Raw genomic sequence first — 23035 nt, 5'->3', positions numbered from 1 at the left:
TCCAGCATGAGGCTGGAGATGTTTAAAAACGGAGGTGACAAATGAGGAAAGCTCGCATTGTAATTTCTTTGGTAGTAGTACTATTGCTGGTTCCAGCATTTGTATTTGCCCAAGGAGCACGGGAGAGTGCTGCGCAAACTACCATGCGCCTGGCGTGGTGGGGAAACCCAACACGTGATGCCAAGACATATGCTGCCATTGACGCATACACGGCAGCAAATCCGAAAGTGACTATTGAACCAGAAACCACAGGGTGGGCAGGATATTGGGATAAGATGAACACCCAGGCGGCGGCTGGAAATCTTCCTGACCTGATGCAGCATGATTATGCGTACATGCTTCAATGGGTCACACGCAACCAACTCAAGGATTTGACTCCTTATGTAAATTCCGGAGTCATCAACCTGAGCAAGGTGGCAGACGCCAACCTGTCCGGTGGCAGGGTCGGTGGAAAACTGTATGGCATCAGCCTGGGATCCAACGCCGTATGTGTCATCTATGACAAGGCACTCCTTGACCAGATAGGTATCAGCTTTGACGATACGACATGGACGCTGGCTGATTTTGAACGCATCTCACTGGAGGTCTATAGGAAGACTGGCGTGAAGACCCTCCCGTTCTTCACCACGGATCCGAAGGTTGGATTTGACAACCTGATTCGGCAGACAGGCAACCCGTTCTTTGCGCCTGACGGCAAGAGTCTTGGTTTCACGGACACCACGGTACTCCGCGAGTTTTTTGCGGTACAGCTTCGCCTGCTTGATGCCGGCGCTTTGGTCAGCCCTGAAATTGCGTTCGTTACCGTTTCTCCTGATGAAGGCGAATTTGCCAAGAGAACGTCATGGGTTACTTATGGTTGGAGCAACCAAGTCGTGGCTGAACAGGCTGCCGCAGGTCGCCCTGTTGAGATAGCCCTGATGCCCCGCATAGATGGTTCACAGAGGCCGGGTACGTTCTTGAAACCTTCCATGTTCTTCTCCATTCCTGTCTCTGCATCGAATCCGGATGAAGCAGCACGCTTCTTGAACTTCTTCCTCAATGATATTGAGCTCAACAATACCGTGTTGCTCGGTGAGCGTGGAGTTCCCATCCCGGACGATGTGCGTGACGCAATGAGTCAGGTCGTCGATCCTGTGAACAAGCAAATCTTTGCGTTCATTTCCAAGGCATCCCAGCATTCCAGCGCCATTGATCCCCCGGATCCTGCGCCTGCCGGAGAAGTCTTGAAGTTGTTCCGCGATGTCACCCAGGAGATTCTGGGCAAGAGAGTTAGTGTGGATGCAGGTGTTGCTAAGATTATGGCGGATGCGAATGCAATCCTTGCCAGGTAACATGTAGGTTTCTTCACCAATTGACTATGGATGCCTGATTCCAGGTATCCATAGTTTTTTTAAGTCACGAATGTCGGGAGGGGTAAGCTCATGGGGAAAAAACAATCTGGCGCACTGTCGAATGCATCACTACCTCTGACACGTGGAGCAAGACGGGCGCGGCTGATGACGAGCGTTTCAGGATATGCATTCATAAGCCCGTGGTTGATTGGCTTCCTTGCATTTTCCGTGATACCGATTCTTTTTTCATTATACTATTCCTTTACGCAATATGATATCTTGGCTTCCCCCGTGTTCAACGGACTGGCCAACTTCAAGCGCATGTCCAGCGATACATTGTTCTGGCAGTCCTTGAAGGTCACTTTTTTCTACGCCTTTGTATCTGTGCCGTTACGCCTGGTCTTTGCATTTTTTGTCGCGATGCTTTTCAATCGCGGTACACGGGCGATACGTTTCTATCAGATGATTTATTACCTTCCCTCTATTGTAGGAGGAAGCATTGCGATTGCTGTCATGTGGCGGCGTCTTTTCATGGCGGATGGGGCAATCAATGCGTTTCTCAATGCCATAGGCATCCCGGCTTCCACATCATGGATAGGAAATCCTGACACAGCCATCTGGACATTGATTATCCTGGCGGTATGGCAGTTCGGTTCCTCCATGCTCATCTTCCTTGCGGGGTTGCGGCAGGTTCCCAAGGACTATTATGAAGCGGCGGAAATTGACGGCGCGGGACGGGTGAAAAGATTCGTACATATTACGCTTCCCCAGATGACTCCCGTCATTTTCTTCAATCTGATCATGCAGCTGATTAACGGCTTCACCGTCTTCACACAGGCTTTCGTTGTATCCGGGGGCATGGGCGATCCCCTCAACAGTACGCTGGTCTATGCCCTGTACCTGTACCAAAGAGCCTTCAAGTATTATGAAATGGGTTACAGCAGTGCCATGGCCTGGATTCTGGTTCTGATTATCGGCGTCATGACCGCCATCATTTTCAAGACTTCCGACAACTGGGTGTTCTATGAGACAAAGGAGGGGAAATAAGATGGATGCTCACACAAAAAGAATCATAAAGGTCAACACGGAGAAATTTATCTTCCACGCCGTCGTCATCCTCTTGGGTTTCATCATGTTGTATCCCATCCTGTGGATGATTTCAAATTCATTCAAGACAAGCGCTGAGATTTTTGGCAATTCATCCTTGATCCCTCAATCCTTGAGATGGGACAATTATGTGAGGGGATGGAAATTCAACAATGCCATCACTTTCGGTACGTTTTTCAAGAACTCACTGTTCTATACGGTGGTCGCTACCTTCGGGGCTGTGATGTCGTCCGCCATTGTTGCCTATGGTTTTGCCCGCATCCCCTTCAAAGGCCGGTCTTTCTGGTACGCCTGCATGTTCGTGACGCTGATGCTTCCTTATCAGGTCGTCATGGTTCCGCAGTTCATCATCTTCCATAGGATAGGGTGGGTCAACACCTTCCTTCCTCTCATCGTCCCGCATTTCGGAGGCGTAGGGTTCTTCATCTTTCTCATGGTGCAGTTCATCCGCCAGATACCGATGGAGCTGGACAATGCGGCCAAGATAGACGGATGCAACAGGCCAATGATATTCTCATATGTGGTTTTTCCCTTGATTAAGCCGTCCTTGATTACGGCGGTGATTTTCAGCTTCTACTGGAGATGGGATGATTTCCTGGGACCGTTGCTGTATCTGAACAGGCCGCGACAGTTTACCGTATCGCTTGCGTTGCGGATGTTCAGCGACCCTCAATCATCCACTGACTGGCCGGCAATCTTTTCCATGGGTACGTTGTCGCTGATTCCTGTCGTGCTTGTTTTCATCATCTTCCAGAAATATATCGTCGAAGGCATGGTGACGACCGGAATCAAAGGTTAAGGTTCCCTTGCCATTGTTAGCAATTGGCAATCATGCGGAGACAATAGCCCCGGATGTCCGAGGCAGGATTACATGTAATGACGGCGTAATTTCTTCATCTCGACTCCCGCCAGCAATACGATGCCTATGCCATGAGTATCATTAAGACGGGGGAGGAGTTCTTCCGCGTAATAGCGTGGAGTGAATGAAAATTCCGAACCTCTGCATACTCCGTGGATGTTGCCATGATAATCGATGGATGTTTTCTGCAAAGCGGTCCACGCCAGTTCACATGCACAGCGGAATTTCAGGGGTTCCTCCAGCCAGCCATTGCGGATGCCACGGGAGAACGCATAGATGAACATGGCGGTGCATGATGTCTCAGGATAGGATTCCCTTACGTCAAGCACTTGGTGCCACATCCCGTCACTGTCCTGCATAGCCAAGAGTCCATCCGCAAAGTTCCGGAAAAAATCCAGCAGTTCAGGCCGCATGTCATGCTCCCTGGGAATCACTTCCAGCAATTCCGCCAGAGAAAAAATGGTCCATCCATTACCGCGACCCCAGGCAACTCCGGTCGCCATATTTCTCCTGAAGTCATAGACATGGTTCATCAGGCGGCGGACGGGGTCATATAATAATTTCCGGAAACCGATGAACTGGGATGCTGCATCATCCAATAGGGAAGCATCGCCGGAAAGCGCGGCGTAACGGCAGAGAAAAGGAATGCTCATGTACAGATCGTCCGCCCACATGGTGTCATTATGAAAATGATGCATCAAATCCTTGCGGAAGAAGATGCCGTCTTCCAGTCGACTCTGTTCATGGAGGATGTGGTGCGCGACGTAAGCGGCGATTTCCTTGTATCCCGAACCAATGTCACAATCTTTTGCCGCTTCCAACATGAGGGAGCCGAAGGAACCGCAATCATCAAGGCTGTCGATGCTTGTGAGCAGGTGGTGGACGCCTGTCGCGCCACCGAACTGTTCCTTGTCCCACATGGCATAGGGGAAATTAGAGACGGAAGCTCGCACGTGAGCCTGAACATAATTCCCCAGCTCCTGTCCCGATGGACAGTCTCCAAGGACGCGGGCAGTTTCAAGCAATCCGTATAATGTTACGCCCAAAGGATAGTTCCAGTGGCCGAAAAGGGGATTCTCATTATACTGACGAATCCATCCGTCAGGATAGTCGAGCCGCCAATAGGAAAGGCCGTCAGAAGATGACCATAGCTGGTCAGGATTCACATCGATGTTCATGCCGCTTTCATGACCAGCTTTGAAGGGGCCGCAGAAAATCCATGGCTGAGCGGAAGTTTTTTCTACCCTGACCAAAGGATTTTCAAACTCTACGGAAACCTGATAGTCTTTTTTCTGTATGACTTCCTTTACGACAAGGGAGAAGCCCCACGTTGAATCTGTGCAGGTCTGGGCAATGATGATGGGATAGCGACCGGTCGGAATCCGGCAGGAGAATGAAAAGTCCCCTGTTCCTCCTTTTTCAAAAACCAGGTCGCGACCTACGCGGATGGACAATGAACCATTATGCGTCCCTGAGAATATATAATCCCCGTCTCCTGCTGAAGAGAAATTCCCGATAGTACGCGCGACGGCGGACAATCCGGGTCTATGACCGAAGATGCGGCCGAATTGCCCTTTCTCCACGTCTTCTGCTTTCCATGTACGCCGGGGCAGCCAGTCGATTTCATGGGTATCAAGATAAGAAATTCCAATTGCTTCCCGATCCGTGTCGGGAAACGGTCGGCAATAGACAACCCCTTCTTCATCATGGCAGTCAGGCAAAGGCTTGAGGAAATAATAATCCAGTTTGCCCAGCCATGTGCCAAATTCGCCTCCGAAACCAGCTGGGGTGCAGGTGAATTTGATAATCAGATGGTTCTTTCCTGTTTTCATCGCCACGTTGACGGGGACTTCGGTTCCTGCGTCACGTTCTGAAAAAATATCTGTCCGGGCTATTTCTTGGCCATTGAGGTAAACCACTGCGGGGCCATAGGGAATGAGAGTGAATTTGAGCGTAGTATCGACAGGAGATATGAATGTACCCCATACGAATGCAGACATGCCGGGCAAGGACTCCGGGAAAAGTTCCATGAAGTCAGCGTGATACCGGTAATCCTTTCCTCTCATGATACCTGACTTCTGGTATGGACGCACCGTGTACGGATAGGGAGGATTGTTCGCGATGTATCTTCGCGCTATGATTTCCAGTGTCGGCAGGATGTCCCTGTTACTTTTCGCATATATGCTTTCTGAGGCTGAAAAATAATATCCCATATTCATGATTATACAGGGCTTTTGCGAACAAGCAATACTGGAGAGTAATTTCAGTCCTATTCATGGTTTCACTCACGGAAGGCTGTACGATTGACAAACAAGAAAAGGTGGTATTAGATGACCCTATGATTCACAGACACGAAAAGAAAACCATACAGACATCGCAAGCACCCTCTGCTATCGGACCATATTCCCAAGGGATATCTTTCGGGCATCTGACTTTCACTTCCGGTCAGCTCGGACTCAATCCAGCGACAGGAGAGATTCCCGCCACCATTGAGGAGCAGACAAGGCAGTGCCTTCTCAATGTGAAGGCGGTGCTTGAGGAATCCGGCACATCGCTGGATAAGGTAATCAAGGCAACTGTGTTTCTGAAGGATATGGATGATTTCGCGGCTGTGAACGCTGTTTACGCGACCTTCTTCACTGAAGGCTCGTATCCTGCCCGTTCCGCCGTTCAGGTCGCCCGGCTTCCCAAGGACGCCCTTGTAGAAATCGAGGTGGTAGCGGTCAACATCTGAATCCGGTTTCGACCGGGATATAAGCTTTATTATTAGGAGATGATGATGGGCAACAACCGGAAATCTATGCGATTTTTCGTCATGGTATCTTTGGTTCTATTATGTTCTTCTCTGCTTGCCGCCTCGCCAATTTCTTTCAAGCTTTTTCCGGGAACACCCTTGTTCCCTTCTGCTATGGCTGACCCTTATGGCGCTCATACCCGTGTCGGCGTGATGTGGGTTCAGGAAGGAATCCCCCTGGACATCATGGCCTCACGGCATGGAAGCTCCCCGGAGAACCCTGGCGCATACGAACCAGTCCGTTTCCGTACTAGTTTGCAGGATGAAAACATGTTCATGCGTCTCAAGCTGGGGGATAATGTGAGCCTCGCCCGCCTGAACATGGGTCCCGTGCGGCTTGAAGCGGGCTTTTCAGGATATCTTAATTCAGTTTTCTCGCTTTTCGGCGGAAGCGATGTCCTGGGGTTCGATGGTTCTTATGGTATTTATGGAGCAATCGACTTCTTCGATATAGTCACCATACGTGGCGGAATGCATCATTTTTCCGGGCATTATGGAGACGAAATCATCGATGATGCAATCCTGGCTGCTGGTACGTATGGCCGTTTCGTAGAATATACACGGGACAATTCATGGTATGCCGGCATATCCGTGCGCCCTTCATCCTCGTTTCATCTCTATTTTGACACTGAACTGCCCATGGGTACGTCATGGTTACGACCAGCAGTCCATGTTCCGGAACATACACAGGTTCCCAGTGGCGGAGACAAGACTCAAGCCCAAAAGACTTCCGAACAGGAAGGAATCTATCGTCCTGATTCTTATGCGTCTTCCTACAAAGCATGGAGGTTGAATGGCGGATTGGAATTTCGTATCCCTGTCGCTTCATCGTCCTTCATCATTGCCGCGGATGTCCAGGCTCATCAGGATGGGCAGACAAAGCATCAGGTCGGTGGGTATGATTCCGACAATCCATGGGAATTCGAGTTCTCCCTTGGAGTAGGGTTTGAAATTCCTGAGGCCGTGATTCCGGGACGTGTCCTGCGCTTGGAAGCATTCTATCATGACGGACGCTTCCCTCTGCTCAATTTCTTTTACCAGCGGTCGCGTTACATTTCCGTGGGCATTGGTATCAGCGGTTGATACCCGTGTGCTGAGCACCGTCCCAGTCGGAGCCTCCTGTCCTGTGGAAATAGGTGATGGCTTCTTTCAATGCTTCACCTTCCAGTTTCTGGATTGCCGCCTTGAGAGTCGTCGGAGTGTCAGATGGCTTGATAGAGTATTTCTTCTGGAGTACGATGGGACCTCCGTCAACGGCAGGGGTGACAAGATGGACAGTACACCCCGTCTGGTCATTGCCGGTGCGCTGGTAACGTCGTAAGACTTCCTCATGCACGTCGGTATCCATGCCTCCTGCGAAATCAGGGAGAAGCGAGGGGTGGACATTGAGCAATCTGTCCTTCCAGCTTTCGCAGAAGCAGCGGGTCACTATCCGCATGTAACCGATGAGAATGATGATGTCTGCTCCGGCTTCCTCCATGATGAGTGAAATGGCCTTCTCATGCTCCTGTCGGGTCAGTCCCTTGGCGCTGACAGCATGAGCAGGAGTGCCGTGGGAACGGGCGAGTTCCAGGATACCAGAGTTTTTTTTGTCTGATACGACGACCGTGACCTCAGCGTTGAGGCTGCCGTCCTCAATGAAAGAATACAATGCCTTGAGATCAGTGCCACGGGTGGAGCCGAGGATTCCCAGCCGGATTGGACGCCGTAACAAATTCATGTGCCTGATGCGTTTCTCCAGCAAGGCTTCCGTTCCAATGTCACTGCGGTGGCGGAGGGGACCTTCGATTTTTCCTAAATTATAGATTGCTTTCTCACGGGCGTCCTGGAGGTGGGGAGCAAGGGCTGTGACTGCGGCGGTACGACTGCCTGCTGTGACGAGCGAGCCGTCGCTTGTCTCATCAATCGAACCAAGGAAAAGCGTCACATCGTCATCCATGTCTCCTATGGAGATGGTGCGTCCTTTTTCACTGGCTATGGGGTAGAGAGAAGGGACGGCGTAGAGACAGACTGAAGACAGGGGAGCAAAGACAGGAGGGGCAATGTTTTTCAGGCGTCCCGTGGCGGCGGCATGAAAGAGTTCCACCGCGTCACTCTGGAGAAGTGTCAGCAGGTTCAGTGCTTCCGGGTCTCCGAAACGAGCGTTGTATTCGATGATCTTCACACCATCGCTGACAGCCATGAAACCACCATACAAAACTCCCCTGTATGGTTCCCCGCAAACTTCTCCCAGCTGGGTCATGACAACTTCGTTGCATGCGCGGGCATGGGCAATGTCGTCGGGGGAGAGGAAGGGAAGCGAACCATCAGCGCAACTGTAGCTACCCATGCCTCCGGTATTAGGCCCTGTATCTCCGTCATACGCCCTCTTGTGATCCTGGATGGCGGGCAGGTGATAGCAGGTTTCTCCGTCCGTAATGCTCATCAGGGAAAATTCCTCTCCGTAAAGCTTTTCTTCTATGACGAAAGGTCGTCCGGAGTTCTTCAACAGCTGGGCGCAGAAATCCAATGCCTCGTCAATGCCGTGGAGATGCTCTTGGGACACCTTCACTCCCTTGCCGCCGGCCAGACCATCCGCCTTGACGACGAAGAAACCATCCAGCTCCTCCATGGCGGCACGGGCTTCATCAAGCGACGAGACGACGTAATGTCGGGGGGAATGCTGGGGGAGGCGGACTGACAGAAATTCTCTGGCAAAGGACTTGCTGGTCTCAATGCGAGCGCATGACGCGCCGGGGCCGAAAGTCGGGATGCCTGCCCGACGCAGGACATCCGCCACCCGCGTCTCCAGAGGAGCTTCAGGGCCGATTACAGCCATGGTTGCTTCGATGGAGCGGGCGAATGAGAGGACAGCTTGCCCGTCGGTGATGACGCCAGCCGCATATGAGCCGCCTATGGCGGAGCAAAGCCTGCCGATTCCGGGATTGTAGGTGCTGCCGAAACAATGAAGCTTTCCATTCCGTTTTTTTTCCAAGGAACGGTATATGGCAAGGGCAATGGCATGTTCGCGGGCCCCGGAGCCGACGACAATGATGTTATGCAATTCCATCTTTTTCTCCTGAAATGAAATGTGGGCCTCCCAAACAGACATGGCAAGGACTGCTCATATTGTGCCTGCCTTTGCGTGTGACTGCTTCGATTAGAGCTTCAATGGATAGATAGAGTAGCTTTTCGACGCCCAGGAAGTTCCGAACTTCTTCTTGGGTTTGCCTGTTTGCTATCAATTCCTCTGCGGTTGGAATGTCTACGCCATAATGACAGGGACTGACCACAGGAGGGCAAGCGCTGGCAAACCATACTTGGTTGGCACCGAAGTCTCGAATCATTGACACGATTTCCTTGCTCGTCGTACCGCGCACAATGCTGTCATCGACTATCAGCACATTCTTGTTGCGTATTTCTATGCGTTGCGGCGACAGCTTGTAGCGGACAGACTGCCTGCGCATTGCTTGAGAAGGCATGATGAAAGTTCGCCCGATGAAGGGGTTCTTGTACAGACCTTCCGAATAGTTCACGCCAAGTTCCCGCGCCATGGCAAGCGCCATGGTATTCGCTGTAGATGGGGCGGGAATAATGACATCAGGACGGACATCACCAAAGGTTCTGATCCATTCTTGTCCCAGATTTTGACCCATCCTCAGCCGGGCACGGTAGACGCTGACATTGTTCAGCATGGCATCAGGACGGGCAAAATAGACATATTCAAAAATGCAGGGACAGAATGGTTTTTCCTCAATGATGGCGCTATGGAGAATTCCGTCCATGCTTACGTAGATTACTTCACCTGGCAGGACATCGCGCACCAGCGTGAAACCGAGCATATAGAACATGGTATCTTCGCTGGCAAAAATATATTCAGACTTGCCTTCGGCGGAGACCCGTTCTCCCATCACCAGAGGGCGCACGCCATACGGGTCGCGCATCGCCACGATTCCTTTGCCGTTTATGACGGAGAGCGCGGAGATTGAGCCTTTGGCAAGTGAAAAGATGTCTGCGACGGCCAGTCGTATGAGGGAAAAGAAATCTTCATCAGATTCTATCTTGCCCGTGGGGTTGCTGTGTCCCCGTGAACGAATCATGGCACGCTGGAGGGAATCCGCAAAGAGCTGGAGAAGCATCTCGCTGTCGCTGTGAGTGTTGAGATAGCGGTTGCGACGGATGATGATTTCATCGCGAAGCTGTGCATAGTTGACTATGTTGCCGTTATGGACCAGTGCCATGCCGAAGGGAACGCTGGTGGTGAAAGGCTGGACTTCATCAAAACCTTGGCGGGTTCCGCTGGTAGGATAACGGGTATGACCGATGCCTATGTCGCCGGTCAGCTTTTCCATGTCCTCATCCTGGAAGATGTCCCTGACCAACCCTGTGCCTCGCTTGGCATGAAGCTGGGAGTCGCTGGTCAAGATTCCGGCGGAATCCTGGCCGCGATGCTGGAGTTGGATCAGGCTGTCATACAGCTCTGCCGCCACATCGTGATTGCTGAACATGCCGACTATTCCGCACATGAGGTTTCCTCGCATGACTTTTGCTTGACCTGTCCGTCCTGTCTATCCCGCTTTTTTTGTTCATCGAGGTCATCCAGCGCAATGATGCGCATGGCTCCCAAGGCGGCGTTGGCAGGGTCAAGTACGGTAAGCACCGGTACACGGCTGGGCATCTGGAGGGTGGAGTTGATGTTCACCAGCATATCGAGTTTGTCAGAGAAGGGAGGACAGGCGATTACCGGAGCGTCGCAGTTACCCGCTACGAATCCGCTCAGGGCATTGGAACGTCCCGCAATAGTGATGTAGACAACCTTCCGTCCTGCGTTTTTCTCAAGGACTTTCAGAACATCCCTTGGTTGTTTGTGAGCGGATGCCACATGTATCCCGACAGGCTTTGCATAGCCTTCTGCTTTCAGTGCCGTACTTATTTTTTCCGCATGGGGGCGGTCGGATTCCGAACCCATGATGATGACTATTTCAGCCATGTGCTTCCTCCAATCTTTTCAAGGAGCCTTGGATCAGTTTCCAAAGCTGTCACGCTTCCCGTTTGACTTCCAATGCTGCGCTCAAGTTCCGCGTCAGCCGTTCATAGGGACTTTCCTTCATGCTGTCTTCATCAGGGAAAATGAACTTCTCTCCCGTAATCATCTCATAGAGCCGGATGTAGCGGGTGGAAAGCTCGGCGACCAAATCCATTGGCGCAGGGGGCAGTACTTCATCCTTGTAGGGGTCGCAGACCTTGGTGAACCAAAGCCTGAGAAACTCCTTGTCTATGTTTTCCGGTTCATGTCCCGTGGCAAAACGATTTTCATAGCTGTCTCCCAACCAGTAGCGGGATGAGTCCGGGGTATGTATTTCATCGATGAGCCGGAGGATACCGTCGGCATCACGACCGAACTCATACTTGGTATCCACGAGGATGAGTCCCTTCTTGGCGGCTTCTTCCGTGCCAAAGCGGAACAGGGCAAGGGCGGCGGCGGATGCTTCGTCCCAGTCATTCTGACTTAGCCAGCCTTCTTCTATGATTTCGGCGGGGCTAATCGGCCTGTCATGGGCATCTTCCTTGGTGGTAGGCGTAATCACTGGCTGTTCCAGCTTCTGGTTCTTTTTCAATCCGTCAGGGAAATTCACGCCGCAGTATGTCCTTTCCCCCTTTTTGTAGTGCGTCCACAGAGAGGTATCAGTGCTGCCGGTGATGTATCCCCGGACTACAAATTCAATGGGCAGAACCGTACAGGCACGGGATATGGTGACGCAGGGGTCGGGAGTAGAAAGCAGATGGTTTCCTATGATATCTTTGGTACGTGCGAACCACCATGCGCTGACCATATTGAGGACTTGTCCCTTGAAAGGGATTGAAGCGAGAACTCTGTCAAAGGCACTCTGGCGGTCGGTAGTCACAAAAAGCAGACGACCATTGCCTAAATCATAGCGGTCCCGCACTTTGCCGACTTTCCTGTTCGGATAGGGAAGGTTGGTTTCGGTCAACGTCCAGTCTATGTGGCGCAGGATTTTTTCTTTATACTTTTCATAAGTATCAGGCATATGCATACGTCCTCTGGCTATAGGGGTTCGCAAAAATATTTGACGCCAATGCCGCGTCTATGGCACGCCGTCCTTGCTCCGGATCGGATGATGTAGGCTCCAGTGTCCACAGAACACTGCTTGTGATGGCGGTGAAGCCTTCAATTCCGAACCATGTGGAAAGCGCGTGGCGGGCATGGAGGCCGGTAAAATCCTCACCCTCGCGCGGTGTCACCACAATGGTCAGTCCTTTCGGGGAAGGAGAGAAGTCTACAGGGAACTCCTTATTGGAATTGTAAAGCTGGCCGGATGCCATGGCTTTGGCGACCAAGGCGTCAAAATCTTTCCGGGGCATGGACGGGGAAGCCTCCAGCGTCCAGCGGACGGCACGGCTGACCTTGACTGGTATGCCCGCTCTTTCCAGTGCCTGTTCCACGGAGACAGCCGCGTTGTCAGTGATGACCGTACCTATGACCAGCTCTTTCTCCTGGATGCCCTCCTGACGGATATGGTATGGCAGGGAAGTATATGTCAGAGGAGAGACCAGCCGCTCCATGATGTCCTGTGGAACTTTCGGCAGGCTCTTTTGTCCCTTTGTAGAACTTTTGTCTATAGAGTTTGCGTCGAGCCAGTTTTTCAGGGAAATGAAAATACTGTCCCCCTCCGGCGTGCGTTCAGGATGGGGCATGATGGCAAGCGCGGTTCCGGCAATGTTTCCCAGGGCGGCAAGGTTGGATGTTGCTCCATTCGGATTGACGGGGAAATGAGGATTCACCGTTCCATTGCTGTCTGCATAGCGGAACATGGCAACGCCATTCCTCTCAAGCCATGAAAGAAGGTAGTCGTCAATGACGAATCGTCCTTCGGCATGGGCGGCGGGAATCCTCATCAAACTCCCGTCAGCAATAGCCAATGAAAATGCGTTTCGTTCCGGGACAGTGCCATCCACGGTGTGCTTCACATGAACCCAGTCATTGTAGAAACCGGTTCCCACCACGATGCCATCAACAATCTGCTTGTTGGGGGCAAGGGCGGCGCCCGTCTGCCACCCGGACAGTCCGGGGACTATGCCGCTTTCCACAAGTATTTGGGCTCCGTTACAAATGCCCAAAATTGGTTTGCCCATGGCATTCTGCTTTTTCAGTCCGTCAAGGAGGGTGTCCAGGGCGGCTATGATTCCTGAACGGCTCCGATCCTCATAGGAGAAGCCACCGGGAACGATGAAGGCGTCAAAGGCGTCCAGGCAGTCCTGCGGACGGTTCCACCTGAATATCTCCGGCTCCATGCCGGCGCGGCGGATTGCCAGGGCTGTCTCGCGCTCACAGTTGGTTCCTGGAAACTCAATGACCGCAATGCGGTACAGGGGCTTTGCTTTTGCATCACCTTGTGTCATGCCGTGGTCTCCCTTCGGGTGGTCACTCCCAGAATTATGGTAGAGCCTTCTCCTTCCGCTATCTGACCGATAGGCGCAACAGGAAGGGAGGGAAGGACTTTCTTCAAGTCGGCGGACACCGAGGCCGCTTCATGAGGAGCGACCGCAATTACGAGGCCGATGCCCATGTTGAAGGTACGGTACATGTCAAGGAGAGGCACATTCCCTTTCTCCCTGATGACATCGAATATTCCAGGACGTACCCATGTAGAGGGATCAAAGACGGCATGCACGCCTGTCGGCAGGACACGGGGAACATTTTCCAGCAGGCCGCCGCCAGTGATGTGCGCAAGTGCCTTGAAGGGAGAGCCTGCCTCAAGAAGTCCGAGGATAGGATTGACATAGCTGGTGTGGATGGCAAGAAGCGCACCCTTGAGGGTATCAGAATCGCCGGGACGACGGACGGGGACTGGATCATCCAGTGACATCTGCGCCTGCTGGAACAAAACCTTGCGAGCCAGCGAATATCCGTTGGTATGCAACCCTGTGGACCCGATGCCCAGGAGGATGTCCCCTGGCTTGACGGATGAGCCGTCCACAATCATTTTCCTGTCAACGAAGCCTGTAATCAGACCCACAAGGTCATGGGAGCCGCGGGTGTATGTTCCGGGCATCTCAGCCGTCTCACCGCCGACCAAGGCTATGCCATCGCGTTTACAGGCACGTGCCATGCCTGCGACCAGTTCCTCGACTATCCGGGGATCCAGCGTATCATTGGCGATATAGTCAAGGAAAGTATAAGGTCGGGCGCCATGGACAACAATGTCGTTGGCACAGGCACTGACAAGGTCTTCCCCAATGGTGGAGAAATCATGAGCCATCTCGGCAATCGCGATCTTTGTTCCGACACCATCGGCACTCTGCACCATGACAGGATTAGCGTAAATCTTGAGTATATCCTTGATGTCAAAGAAGGAGGCGAAACTTCCCAAACCCCTCAGAACCGCAGGTGTGAAGGTTAAGGCAACATGCTCCTTGATTCTTTCTACAGCCTGGTTCCCCGCATCGATGTTGACTCCGGCATCCTTGTAGCTTGTCTCCCGTACATTATCATCTGCACTGTCATCTTTCATGGTATTGTTCTCCTCCCACTATCTTATATGGGCAGTCAGGCCGGTGGCATAGGTGTGTGCCGCCTGGCTTACCGGGATATCAACGACGGAATTTAGCCTAATCCTGGCATCCGTCCTGTCCGTCGTTCGTCCGATTTCTACGCATGATACGCCTGCTTCCTTGAATCTTTTCACCACTACTTCCGTTTCTTCCGGTGCTGTCTCCATGACAAAGCCGAAGCTCTCGGAAAAAAGCAGCCTTTCAACCTGGAGGGAACCAGGAATGATGACTTCAAGCCCATATCCGCTGGCAATCGCCTGTTCTGACAAGGCGGCGGCGATGCCTCCTTCAGAAATATCATGGGCAGACAGAATCCTTCCCTCGGCTGTCAGGTCGCAGAGCGTCAGTCCCGCTGCTTTTATTTCCGACAGGTCAGGTTCAGGAATCCGTGCGCCCAGCTCGTCATGAAGGGAATACCAGATGCTGCCTCCGCATTCATCTTTTCTTTCGCCTATCATAAGGAGCGTGTTCCCGCTTCCTGTGAAAGCCGGAGAGAGGGCGACTGCCGCGTTCTCCAGTTTGCCGACCATGGCAATCATGGGGCTGGGAGGAATGGCTCGCATCTCGTTCCTGTCTCCCTTCGATGATTCATTGTATAGGGAAACATTTCCGGCAATGACCGGAACCTCAAGAAAGCGTGATGAGTCGGCGACTCCTTTGGCACCGTCTGCAAACTGCCTCATGTGATTCGGTTTTTCCGGATTTCCGTAGCAAAGGCAGTCACTCAAGGCGACAGGCCGCGCTCCCGTGACGACAGTATTGCACCACGCCTCGACGACAGCGTTCACCGCTCCTTGGTAAGCGTCAATTGCATTGTGACGGGGATTCTGGTCAGTGGTGAGAGTAATGCCGACATTCCGTATTTCCGCAGGGTAGCGGGGGTCATCAAAGGGAGTCAGTACTCCTGCGTCGCCTGCTCCGGCTTCCTGCGCCACCATGCCTTGTACCTGCTTGTCGTAGGTATTGTACAGGGGAGCGCGGGACGCTACGTTGGGATGAGAGAGTATGTCCAGGAGGGTTTTGCCCACATTCTTTTCCTTGATGACCGGTTCCTTCTGGAGGGGAGGGAGGGCAGGAGCGACATCCCTCTGGTAGAGGAAACCTTTGGTGACATCTGAGGCAGGGGCATCGACTAAAACCTTAGCACCTGACGTGACTACGTAGCGCGTGTCGGCAGTAATCCGCCCAATGACACGCGCCGCAGCTCCGGCTGAGACACCACCTAAAGCATACGTCACATTATAATGATCCATAATCAGAGATGTGAGATCAGGCGGTGAAGCCCATAGATAGCGTTCTTGGGTCTCGGCACAGAGAACTACATGGGGAGCAAGGTTTTCCTCAGCGACATGAACCTTGTCAATATCGACTACCGCTCCGTATCCGCCACTTTCGGCGAGTTCGACGCTTGCGCAGGCAATTCCTCCTGCCCCAAGATCCTTGAAGCCGACTCTATGCAGCTCTCCCTTTTCCTTGAGGATTTCAAAGAGCTTTTCCGAAGAACGGATGATGTGGCGGCCGAGGAACGCATTGGGTTCCTGCACTGCGCCTTTGTTCACCTCTTTCTTGGCATCGTCCAACTGGAAGCTAGCAAAGCTGGCTCCTCCGAAACCGCTTGAGTCAGTGGGCTTGCCTACGAGAATCAAGTCATATCCGTCAGCGTTTTCCGGAGCGTAGGAGTGGATAATTCCATCTTCCTCTACGGCTCCCAAGGTCACTACGGTGACCAGACAGTTGCCTTCATAGGACTTGTCAAACTGAAGCCCTCCCGCGACCGATGGTACGCCTATCGGGTTGCCGTAACCGGCGATGCCCCTTACAACTTCTTCGTATAGCCACTTTGTCCGTGGCTTGGAGATGTCTCCGAAACGCAGGTCATCGGCCAAAGCAATCACACGGGCTCCCATGCAGCAGACATCCCGGACATTACCTCCCACGCCTGTGGCAGCCCCTTCATAAGGGACAAGTTGGCTGGGATGGTTATGGGACTCATGGCTGAGGACGATTGCGTACCCCTTGCCTGCGGCATCACGGGCGACACGGACGATTCCCGCGTCTTCCTTGGCACCGACAATGACATCCATACCCTCCGTCGTGAACTGTTTCAGGTAGGGGCGGCTACTCTTGTAGGAACAGTGTTCGGAACCTTCAATGCCGAACAGGATGAGTTCGGCAAGGGTGGGAGGTCTTTTCAGGATGCGTGTCTGTAGATCCTTCGCTTCTTGGACGGTCAGTCCTGTGCGCAGGCTATTCATAAGTTCTTCGATACGGCCATCATCCATCGTGATGATGTCAAACGAATCCGGATGGTCGGAAGCGGGCATGGAAACCTCCAGGAACGGTCATAAAGAATCTGGATATGAACAAAAAAATCCCAGACAAGGATGTCCGGGATTATTCATCAGGCACAATGTGCATGAAAGGCTTACATGTGGACTGACGGGCTGAGCCGTAGCCAGCAGATGAAAACATGTTGTGCTGGGGATATAGGACAAGCACGTGATTCCCTCTCATGCAAAGATGTGACTTGTATAGCGTTTTCATTCTCTTTTTGCAACAGGGTGCAGCATATTTATCCCAAAAAGAACAACAGGAGGAGAGCCGCCATTAGGTTGCTACCAGATTCCCGACAGGGTGGTTCTGGTCAAGTCAAGTCGGTTCTGGTATGGTGGAACCATGGAAAATACGGTTTCATCTTATCTTTCCCTGTCAGGAACATTTTCCTGCGGACAGTGTTTTCGTTGGCATCAGGATGAAGCAGGCCGCTGGTGCGGCGTGGCAGGAGGCAATGCATATTATCTTGAACAACGCATGGTCGGCAATCCTTCTTCCATTTTGCATGCCGATTCATTTCTCCGTTCCTATTTTGCCTTGGACATGGATTATGATTCCATTTTACGCGACATTGCCTCCCGTGACAGGCATCTTGCCCACGCTGTGGAAAACTCTCCGGGCATCAGGATACTGAGACAAGATGCCTTCGAGACTTTGCTTTCCTTCATCATCAGCCAGAACAACAACATCCCCCGGATTTCCGGCATCATCGGAAGACTATGCAAGGCATGGGGACGCCGTATCCATGACGGGACGGACATTGAGTATGCTTTCCCACTTCCACAAGCCTTGGCGGAAGTGTCCGAACAGGAATTCAGGGACATAGGGGCTGGCTTCCGCGCTCCATACCTTGTAGACGCGGTCAGGAGAGTCCTTGATGGAAGGCTCGACCTCCAGATTGTCCCGTCGTTGCCTATTTCCGAGGCGCGTTCTGTTCTTCAGGAAGTCCGGGGTGTCGGACCCAAGGTCGCTGAGTGCGTGCTTCTCTATGGGTGTGGGCATCTTGAGGCTTTTCCTTTGGATGTCTGGATGAAAAGGGCAATGGTTGAATTGTTTCCCGGCAGAGATCCGGGGTGGTTTGGTCCTCATGCAGGCATTGCCCAGCAGTATATTTTCCATATGATGCGTACTCAGGCGCGCACATGAAGATGAACCCGTAACAAGGATATAACGTAATCTAGTCAGGAAAACAGTGTTCTTCCGTATTTTCCCGCCTACAAAGGAAACGATTGACTATTTTACGCACAAATTGCATGAATTATGCGTAGAATAGCTTGTATATTCGATGCATCTTGGGGCAAGTTCCGGCAGGAAAGACGTAGTGCCGCGTATATGCTTGTCTGGTGAATTTCCGGTACACAAAGGAGATTGGTATGACATCCCGGCCTGATGATGCTTTTCCCGTGATGCTCTGCGGCATAGACCATGACAGCGCGGACAATGAAATGCGCGATATGTTCTTCCTCGATGACCCCAAATCACGCAGGATGGCCGTCACTGTTCGTTCGCGTCTTGCCGCGCAAGGTGTCGTGGTGCTGTCCACCTGCAATCGTACCGAAGTCTGGGTGCATGGAGGAAACGGAGATCCCTTTCCCCACATGTGCAGGGCTGCCGGAATATCTCCGTCCCGTTATCAGGATCTGTTCTACCACAAAAGAGGGGATGAGGTAGTGCCATACCTTTTTGAGCTGGCAAGCGGCATGCGCTCAGCCCTGTACGGCGAGACGACCATCATTCCCCAGATTATCCATTCAATAGATATAGCACGCGCAACGGGAGCTGCTGACGGAGTACTTGAACAATTGTTCCGCCAAGCGGTGACGGCTGCCAAGGAAGTTCATTCTTCCTTGCGTCTTGCCGCGGCGGATGAAACGGTAGCTTCCGCGGTACAAAGGATGGTGGAAAAGTATCTTGCGCCTGTGTCTTTGTCTGGTGAACCTGTGCTGGTCATAGGCAGTGGAGAGATGGCGCGTCTGACCGCTCGTTCCCTGCTGGGGCGGGGGTGCCGTGTCACCATGACTATCCGTGACATGGAGAAAGCTTCGGCACTGGTTCCTGAAGGCTGTACGGCAGTCCCTTATGAAAGCCGTCTTGAACACGTGAGTGGAAAACGAATCATCATCAGTGCTACATCAGGATTACATCATACCCTGCGCAAGACAGACCTTGCCTCCTATCTTGGCGGTCCTGTGCTTTTGATTGATTTGGCCATGCCAGTGGACATCGATCCCCGCGTCAGGGAGGATGAGAGGGTGAAGCTTGTCAGCTTGCGTGAACTTGATGTTGACCAGCCACGGCGCAGGGAACTGGAAAGGCAGGCACATGCTATCTTGGAACCCGCATGGGAAAGATTCTTTGCCTGGTGGCGCTTCCATGCTCATGAACCAGATGTCCGGATGATGGCTCGTGACGGCGCGGCTGATACTCTATGGAGACTCAGAGGTGTCCTTGATGGTATGGATATGGATGATGATGAGCGAACCGCTTTGCGCTGTGCAATAGAAGACTCAGCACGCAAGGCATTCAGTCACCAGCTCTACAGTCGTCGGTACGCCGGGTTGACACGAAAGGAAAAAATCTCCGATACGAAATCATGGAACTGAGAGATTTTTCAAGATTCCTCAAAGAATTACATCTTCCATCCACCATGCTTTTCCATGTCAGCGGCCAAAGCTCCTTCACTCCAGCCTGCCTGTATACGCCGATTTTTTTTCCAAGTAACAGCAAGCATGGTATAATAGGCACAGGAAGGAGGATTTTATGAAGACAACAACAGTATTCACTATCGGTAGACAATTTGGCAGCGGTGGACGTTCAGTAGGGCGCCGGTTGGCGGAAAAACTTGAAATCCCCTTTTATGACAGGGAACTGATTGCTCTGGCAGCCAAGGAAAGCGGTCTGAGCGAAACTTTGTTCGAAAACGCAGATGAGAAGGCGACGAGCAGCCTTTTCTATTCCATGGTCATGGGAACATATCCTTTGGGCGGCGGAGCTATCGCCGGCAGGTCTGAAATGCCTCTGAACGACCAGCTTTTTCTCATCCAGTCCAAGACTATTCATGCTTTGGCGGAAAAAGGATCTTGCGTCATTGTCGGGCGATGTGCCGACTATGTATTGCGGGATTTGCCCAATGTCCTGAATATCTTCATCCATGCCCGGATGCCCGAAAGGATAAAGCGGGCGATTGAAAACTATGGTGAGGATGAGAAAAAGGCAGAAAGCGTCTGCATAAAGAAAGACAAGCAGCGAGCAAACTTCTACAATTATTACAGCGATCGCAAATGGGATCAAAGCGAGACCTACGACCTTACCCTTGATTCCGGAGTACTTGGGCTGGAGGGAAGCGTAGACCTGATTATTGCCTATGATGAAATGTTCCGGAAAACCGAAGGGAAGAAACGCATGGTCTCGACCTAGGACATGATTTCCTTTATTCTTCTTCCATGGCCTCTCTTAACGAACTTAACGGACGCTTCGTAGAGGCGATGGAGGAATTCTGTGGTATTCGATAATCTTGACAAGCTGGAAATGTATCTACCTCTCCTGCCTAAGCTACAGAAGGTCATAGAAATCCTTGACCGCGGTCAAATTTATGAGCAGGCGGAAGGAACTTACACTACGGATGATTCTGACGTGTGCTATGTCATCACGTCATATGAGACGGACACGAAGCCTGGGCAGTTTGAAATCCACCGGAGGGACACTGATGTGCAGATTGTCCTTGCTGGTTCCGAACTTCTTGCCATGACGTGGCGTGAGCTTGTTTCTACGGCAGGTTCCTATGATGCGGATAATGATGTTTCGTTTCTCGATGGGGGAGAGCCGACAGTCGTGGTCAACGCCATTCCCGGACGTTTCGTTATATTCTTTCCTGGGGAGCCGCACAAAGCAAAGGTTGCTTCTGGAGAAATCTCAACCGTCAAGAAACTCGTCTTCAAGCTCAAGGATTGAATCGGCGTCATATATGAGAACACCCATGGAATCCTGCCTTACGGCTTCCATGGATGTTCACGTTCAATGCGTCACGGTTTGTTCCTGCTTACGTAGTTTCGGAGGCAACGATATCAAGCAACTCGACCTCGAAGATCAGGAGCATGTTAGGCTCGATGTAATTTCCGGCTCCGTACTCACCATAACCCAGTTCAGAAGGAATCCAGAAAATATAGTGAGAACCGACCGGCATCAAACTGACGCCTTCAGTGAATCCGGGAATTAAGTTTGGTAAAGAGAATTCGGCAGGAATACCGCGGCTGTAGCTGCTGTCCAGCTCATTGCCGGCAAGATTTACAAGACGGTAGTCTACCAAAACCGTATCTTCAGCAGAAGGAATTGTTCCCGTGCCTGTCCGGAGGGCTTTGTACTGGAGTCCGCTGTCCGTGGTGATGACAGAGGGGGTCGTCGCATTGGCTGCCAGGAAGGATTCCGCCTCACGTTTATTCTTCTGTCCAAGCTCCGCGGCATAGGCGTCCGCTTCCGCTGTCAGTTTTTCCTGCATTTCCATCAGAGCGCCATCCAGTTCTTCGAAAGACAGCAGAGAACCATAGTCATCTTGGGTAGCAATGCCTCCGGCTGCAAAATAATCTCCGTCCACAGGGATTCCCTGTGCCAGCATGGTCTGGAACACAAGATAACCATAGGCATAGCTGAAACGACTGTGCGTATCATCAGCGACTGTCAGGACGCGTACTTCGTCTAAGGACGTGAATGACTTGCTTTCTACGTTAGGAATACGTCCGGCTTCCAGATATTCAGTCTGGTACTGATTCAGGGCAGCGAACAGTTCTTCCGAGTTTTGAGCTATTCCCTCTGCCGCATCAAGCGAGCCCTTTGCAAAAAGCCCAGCGTCAAAGAAGATTCCCTGCCCCTGTAGATTGAGCATCATGAGATAACCATAAGCGTAGCTGAAACGATCTACAAGGTCTTCCGGAATTTCCACCATCTGCCCCAAGGAAATGGAAACGCCTTCCTCAAGGGCAAGGGGAGTGACCCAACGCAGGAAGCTGACCACGGGGTAATCTTGGTTTGGTACCGAAGCCGGAACCAGTTCTACATAGTCGCCGACAACGTAGACAGCTGGTGGAAGCTGACTCTGGACATCAGTTGGAACTGTCCATGCTGTCGTGTTGCCATAGATGTCCTTGATGGAAAACACATGGGATGAGTCTGATTGTCTTTCGATGGAGACAATACGTCCCCCCTGGCTTCCGGGTGCGCTTTCCCGTGCTCCAGCGGCGAAGATCATGGGAAGGGCAATGGCGAGGATGAGGCTGATGGTCACTATCCTGCGGATGAATTTGTTCATTTCTGATATCCTTTGGGTGAAGATTTTGCACTTGAACCAATGGTATGAAGTGTCAGGACATGCGTCAAGTGTGATTTTTGTGATGATGCGTTTCAATGATGCATCTTCAAATTTGATTTTTATGAGAAGGTGATTTATGGTATGTACATGTCGTCGGAAGATATGGAGGGGAGGGGGCGCATGATTAAAAAAGTGAAAAAGACACCTTCTTTGGAAACGACCGACCGAATCATCCGGGAAGCCCGGCCAGATGACGCAAAGGATTTTCTTTCCTATCTCAAAACTGTTGGCGGAGAAAGTGACAACCTTACTTTCGGTGTCGAAGGCGTTGCCATGGAAGTAGAGCTTGAAGCTCATCACCTTGAGGAAATGATGTTATCGCCGAACAGCCTCCAGTTACTGGCGTTGGAAGATGACAAGATCATCGGCAGCCTCACTTTCATCGCTGGAAAGCGTGAACGTATCGCCCATGCCGGAGAAATGGCAATTTCCGTGCTTCAAGAGCATTGGGGACAGGGAGTTGGTTCTGCGTTGATTGTTGCCTTCCTTACATGGATTGGCAGTGCTGGAACCGGTATCCGCAAGGTTAATCTTTTGGTTCGTGAAGACAATGAACGGGCAATCAACCTGTATAAACGGTACGGTTTTGTCAATGAAGGTCGCCGGTCACGCATGTTTCTCCTTGACGGACAGTTCGTCCATGGCATCCATATGGGCTTGGAAATTGATGGCGGGACGACATGATGCCCAGGTTG

At 51.9% G+C, this 23035-nt stretch carries 19 protein-coding genes; 10 read left to right on the top strand and 9 right to left on the bottom strand.

What is annotated here, in order from left to right; genetic code table 11:
• Positions 1 to 41: 41 nt before the first annotated feature.
• The 3 genes from SPICO_RS04485 (at position 42) to SPICO_RS04475 (ending at position 3237) form a co-directional block, all read left to right on the top strand.
• Positions 42 to 1331, top strand: coding sequence for an ABC transporter substrate-binding protein (locus SPICO_RS04485; protein WP_013739489.1), 1290 nt, complete (start codon positions 42 to 44; stop codon positions 1329 to 1331).
• 90 nt (positions 1332 to 1421) lie between these two features.
• Positions 1422 to 2378 (top strand): carbohydrate ABC transporter permease, encoded by a 957-nt coding sequence (locus SPICO_RS04480; RefSeq protein WP_013739488.1) that lies wholly within the window; start codon positions 1422 to 1424, stop codon positions 2376 to 2378.
• Position 2379: 1 nt separating this feature from the next.
• Positions 2380 to 3237: a carbohydrate ABC transporter permease gene (locus SPICO_RS04475; RefSeq protein WP_013739487.1), complete on the top strand. Its 858-nt coding sequence runs from the start codon at positions 2380 to 2382 to the stop codon at positions 3235 to 3237.
• Between the two features lie 68 nt (positions 3238 to 3305).
• On the opposite strand, the gene SPICO_RS04470 is transcribed toward SPICO_RS04475, so the two are convergent.
• Entirely contained in the window at positions 3306 to 5363 is a 2058-nt protein-coding gene (locus tag SPICO_RS04470; protein WP_215904633.1) for a glycoside hydrolase family 88/105 protein, read from the bottom strand.
• A 272-nt stretch (positions 5364 to 5635) separates the two neighbouring features.
• Between SPICO_RS04470 and SPICO_RS04465 the strand changes: the two genes are divergently transcribed.
• On the top strand, positions 5636 to 6031 hold the full coding sequence (locus SPICO_RS04465; RefSeq protein ID WP_041395600.1) for a RidA family protein: 396 nt from the start codon (positions 5636 to 5638) through the stop codon (positions 6029 to 6031).
• A gap of 45 nt (positions 6032 to 6076) precedes the next feature.
• A complete protein-coding gene (locus tag SPICO_RS04460; RefSeq protein ID WP_013739484.1) occupies positions 6077 to 7174 on the top strand; it encodes a hypothetical protein in 1098 nt (365 codons plus the stop codon).
• Here the strand turns inward: SPICO_RS04460 and purD are convergent.
• From purD to purL, 7 genes are read right to left on the bottom strand one after another with little or no spacing between them, the layout of a single operon-like run.
• Positions 7164 to 9140 carry a phosphoribosylamine--glycine ligase gene (purD, locus tag SPICO_RS04450; RefSeq protein ID WP_013739483.1) on the bottom strand — a complete coding sequence of 659 codons (1977 nt, stop codon included), beginning with the start codon at positions 9138 to 9140 and terminating at the stop codon, positions 7164 to 7166. The two genes, SPICO_RS04460 and purD, sit on opposite strands and share 11 nt — an antisense overlap.
• Positions 9127 to 10596 carry an amidophosphoribosyltransferase gene (gene purF, locus SPICO_RS04445; protein WP_013739482.1) on the bottom strand — a complete coding sequence of 490 codons (1470 nt, stop codon included), beginning with the start codon at positions 10594 to 10596 and terminating at the stop codon, positions 9127 to 9129. Before purF ends, purD begins: the two co-directional genes overlap by 14 nt.
• On the bottom strand, positions 10584 to 11060 hold the full coding sequence (locus SPICO_RS04440) for an AIR carboxylase family protein (RefSeq protein WP_013739481.1): 477 nt from the start codon (positions 11058 to 11060) through the stop codon (positions 10584 to 10586). Before SPICO_RS04440 ends, purF begins: the two co-directional genes overlap by 13 nt.
• 49 nt (positions 11061 to 11109) lie before the next feature.
• On the bottom strand, positions 11110 to 12120 hold the full coding sequence (locus SPICO_RS04435; protein WP_013739480.1) for a phosphoribosylaminoimidazolesuccinocarboxamide synthase: 1011 nt from the start codon (positions 12118 to 12120) through the stop codon (positions 11110 to 11112).
• Complete coding sequence (purQ, locus tag SPICO_RS04430; RefSeq protein ID WP_013739479.1) at positions 12113 to 13492, bottom strand: phosphoribosylformylglycinamidine synthase I; 1380 nt, start codon at positions 13490 to 13492, stop codon at positions 12113 to 12115. The genes SPICO_RS04435 and purQ overlap by 8 nt, the downstream gene beginning before the upstream one ends.
• Entirely contained in the window at positions 13489 to 14604 is a 1116-nt protein-coding gene (purM, locus tag SPICO_RS04425; protein WP_013739478.1) for a phosphoribosylformylglycinamidine cyclo-ligase, read from the bottom strand. The genes purQ and purM overlap by 4 nt, the downstream gene beginning before the upstream one ends.
• An 18-nt stretch (positions 14605 to 14622) precedes the next feature.
• Positions 14623 to 16968 (bottom strand): phosphoribosylformylglycinamidine synthase subunit PurL, encoded by a 2346-nt coding sequence (gene purL, locus SPICO_RS04420; RefSeq protein WP_013739477.1) that lies wholly within the window; start codon positions 16966 to 16968, stop codon positions 14623 to 14625.
• A gap of 352 nt (positions 16969 to 17320) precedes the next feature.
• On the opposite strand from purL, the gene SPICO_RS04415 reads away from it, so the two are divergent.
• From SPICO_RS04415 to SPICO_RS04400, 4 genes are all read left to right on the top strand, one after another.
• Entirely contained in the window at positions 17321 to 18124 is an 804-nt protein-coding gene (locus tag SPICO_RS04415; RefSeq protein ID WP_013739476.1) for a DNA-3-methyladenine glycosylase family protein, read from the top strand.
• A gap of 227 nt (positions 18125 to 18351) precedes the next feature.
• Positions 18352 to 19581: an NAD(P)-dependent oxidoreductase gene (locus SPICO_RS04410; RefSeq protein ID WP_013739475.1), complete on the top strand. Its 1230-nt coding sequence runs from the start codon at positions 18352 to 18354 to the stop codon at positions 19579 to 19581.
• Between the two features lie 157 nt (positions 19582 to 19738).
• Positions 19739 to 20395 (top strand): cytidylate kinase-like family protein, encoded by a 657-nt coding sequence (locus SPICO_RS04405; protein ID WP_013739474.1) that lies wholly within the window; start codon positions 19739 to 19741, stop codon positions 20393 to 20395.
• Between the two features lie 81 nt (positions 20396 to 20476).
• Complete coding sequence (locus SPICO_RS04400) at positions 20477 to 20929, top strand: NanQ anomerase/TabA/YiaL family protein (RefSeq protein WP_013739473.1); 453 nt, start codon at positions 20477 to 20479, stop codon at positions 20927 to 20929.
• 88 nt (positions 20930 to 21017) lie between these two features.
• On the opposite strand, the gene SPICO_RS09730 is transcribed toward SPICO_RS04400, so the two are convergent.
• The gene (locus tag SPICO_RS09730; RefSeq protein WP_013739472.1) at positions 21018 to 22280 is read right to left on the bottom strand and encodes an FKBP-type peptidyl-prolyl cis-trans isomerase; all 1263 of its coding nucleotides are present in this window, start codon (positions 22278 to 22280) and stop codon (positions 21018 to 21020) included.
• A 180-nt stretch (positions 22281 to 22460) separates the two neighbouring features.
• Between SPICO_RS09730 and SPICO_RS04390 the strand changes: the two genes are divergently transcribed.
• Positions 22461 to 23024: a GNAT family N-acetyltransferase gene (locus SPICO_RS04390; protein WP_013739471.1), complete on the top strand. Its 564-nt coding sequence runs from the start codon at positions 22461 to 22463 to the stop codon at positions 23022 to 23024.
• Positions 23025 to 23035 lie beyond the last annotated feature (11 nt).

Origin of the sequence: Parasphaerochaeta coccoides DSM 17374, from assembly GCF_000208385.1 — a bacterium.
Classification (GTDB): domain Bacteria; phylum Spirochaetota; class Spirochaetia; order Sphaerochaetales; family Sphaerochaetaceae; genus Parasphaerochaeta; species Parasphaerochaeta coccoides.
The sequence above is the reverse complement of the archived record's forward strand: the minus strand, read 5'-3'. Positions and strand labels throughout refer to the sequence as shown.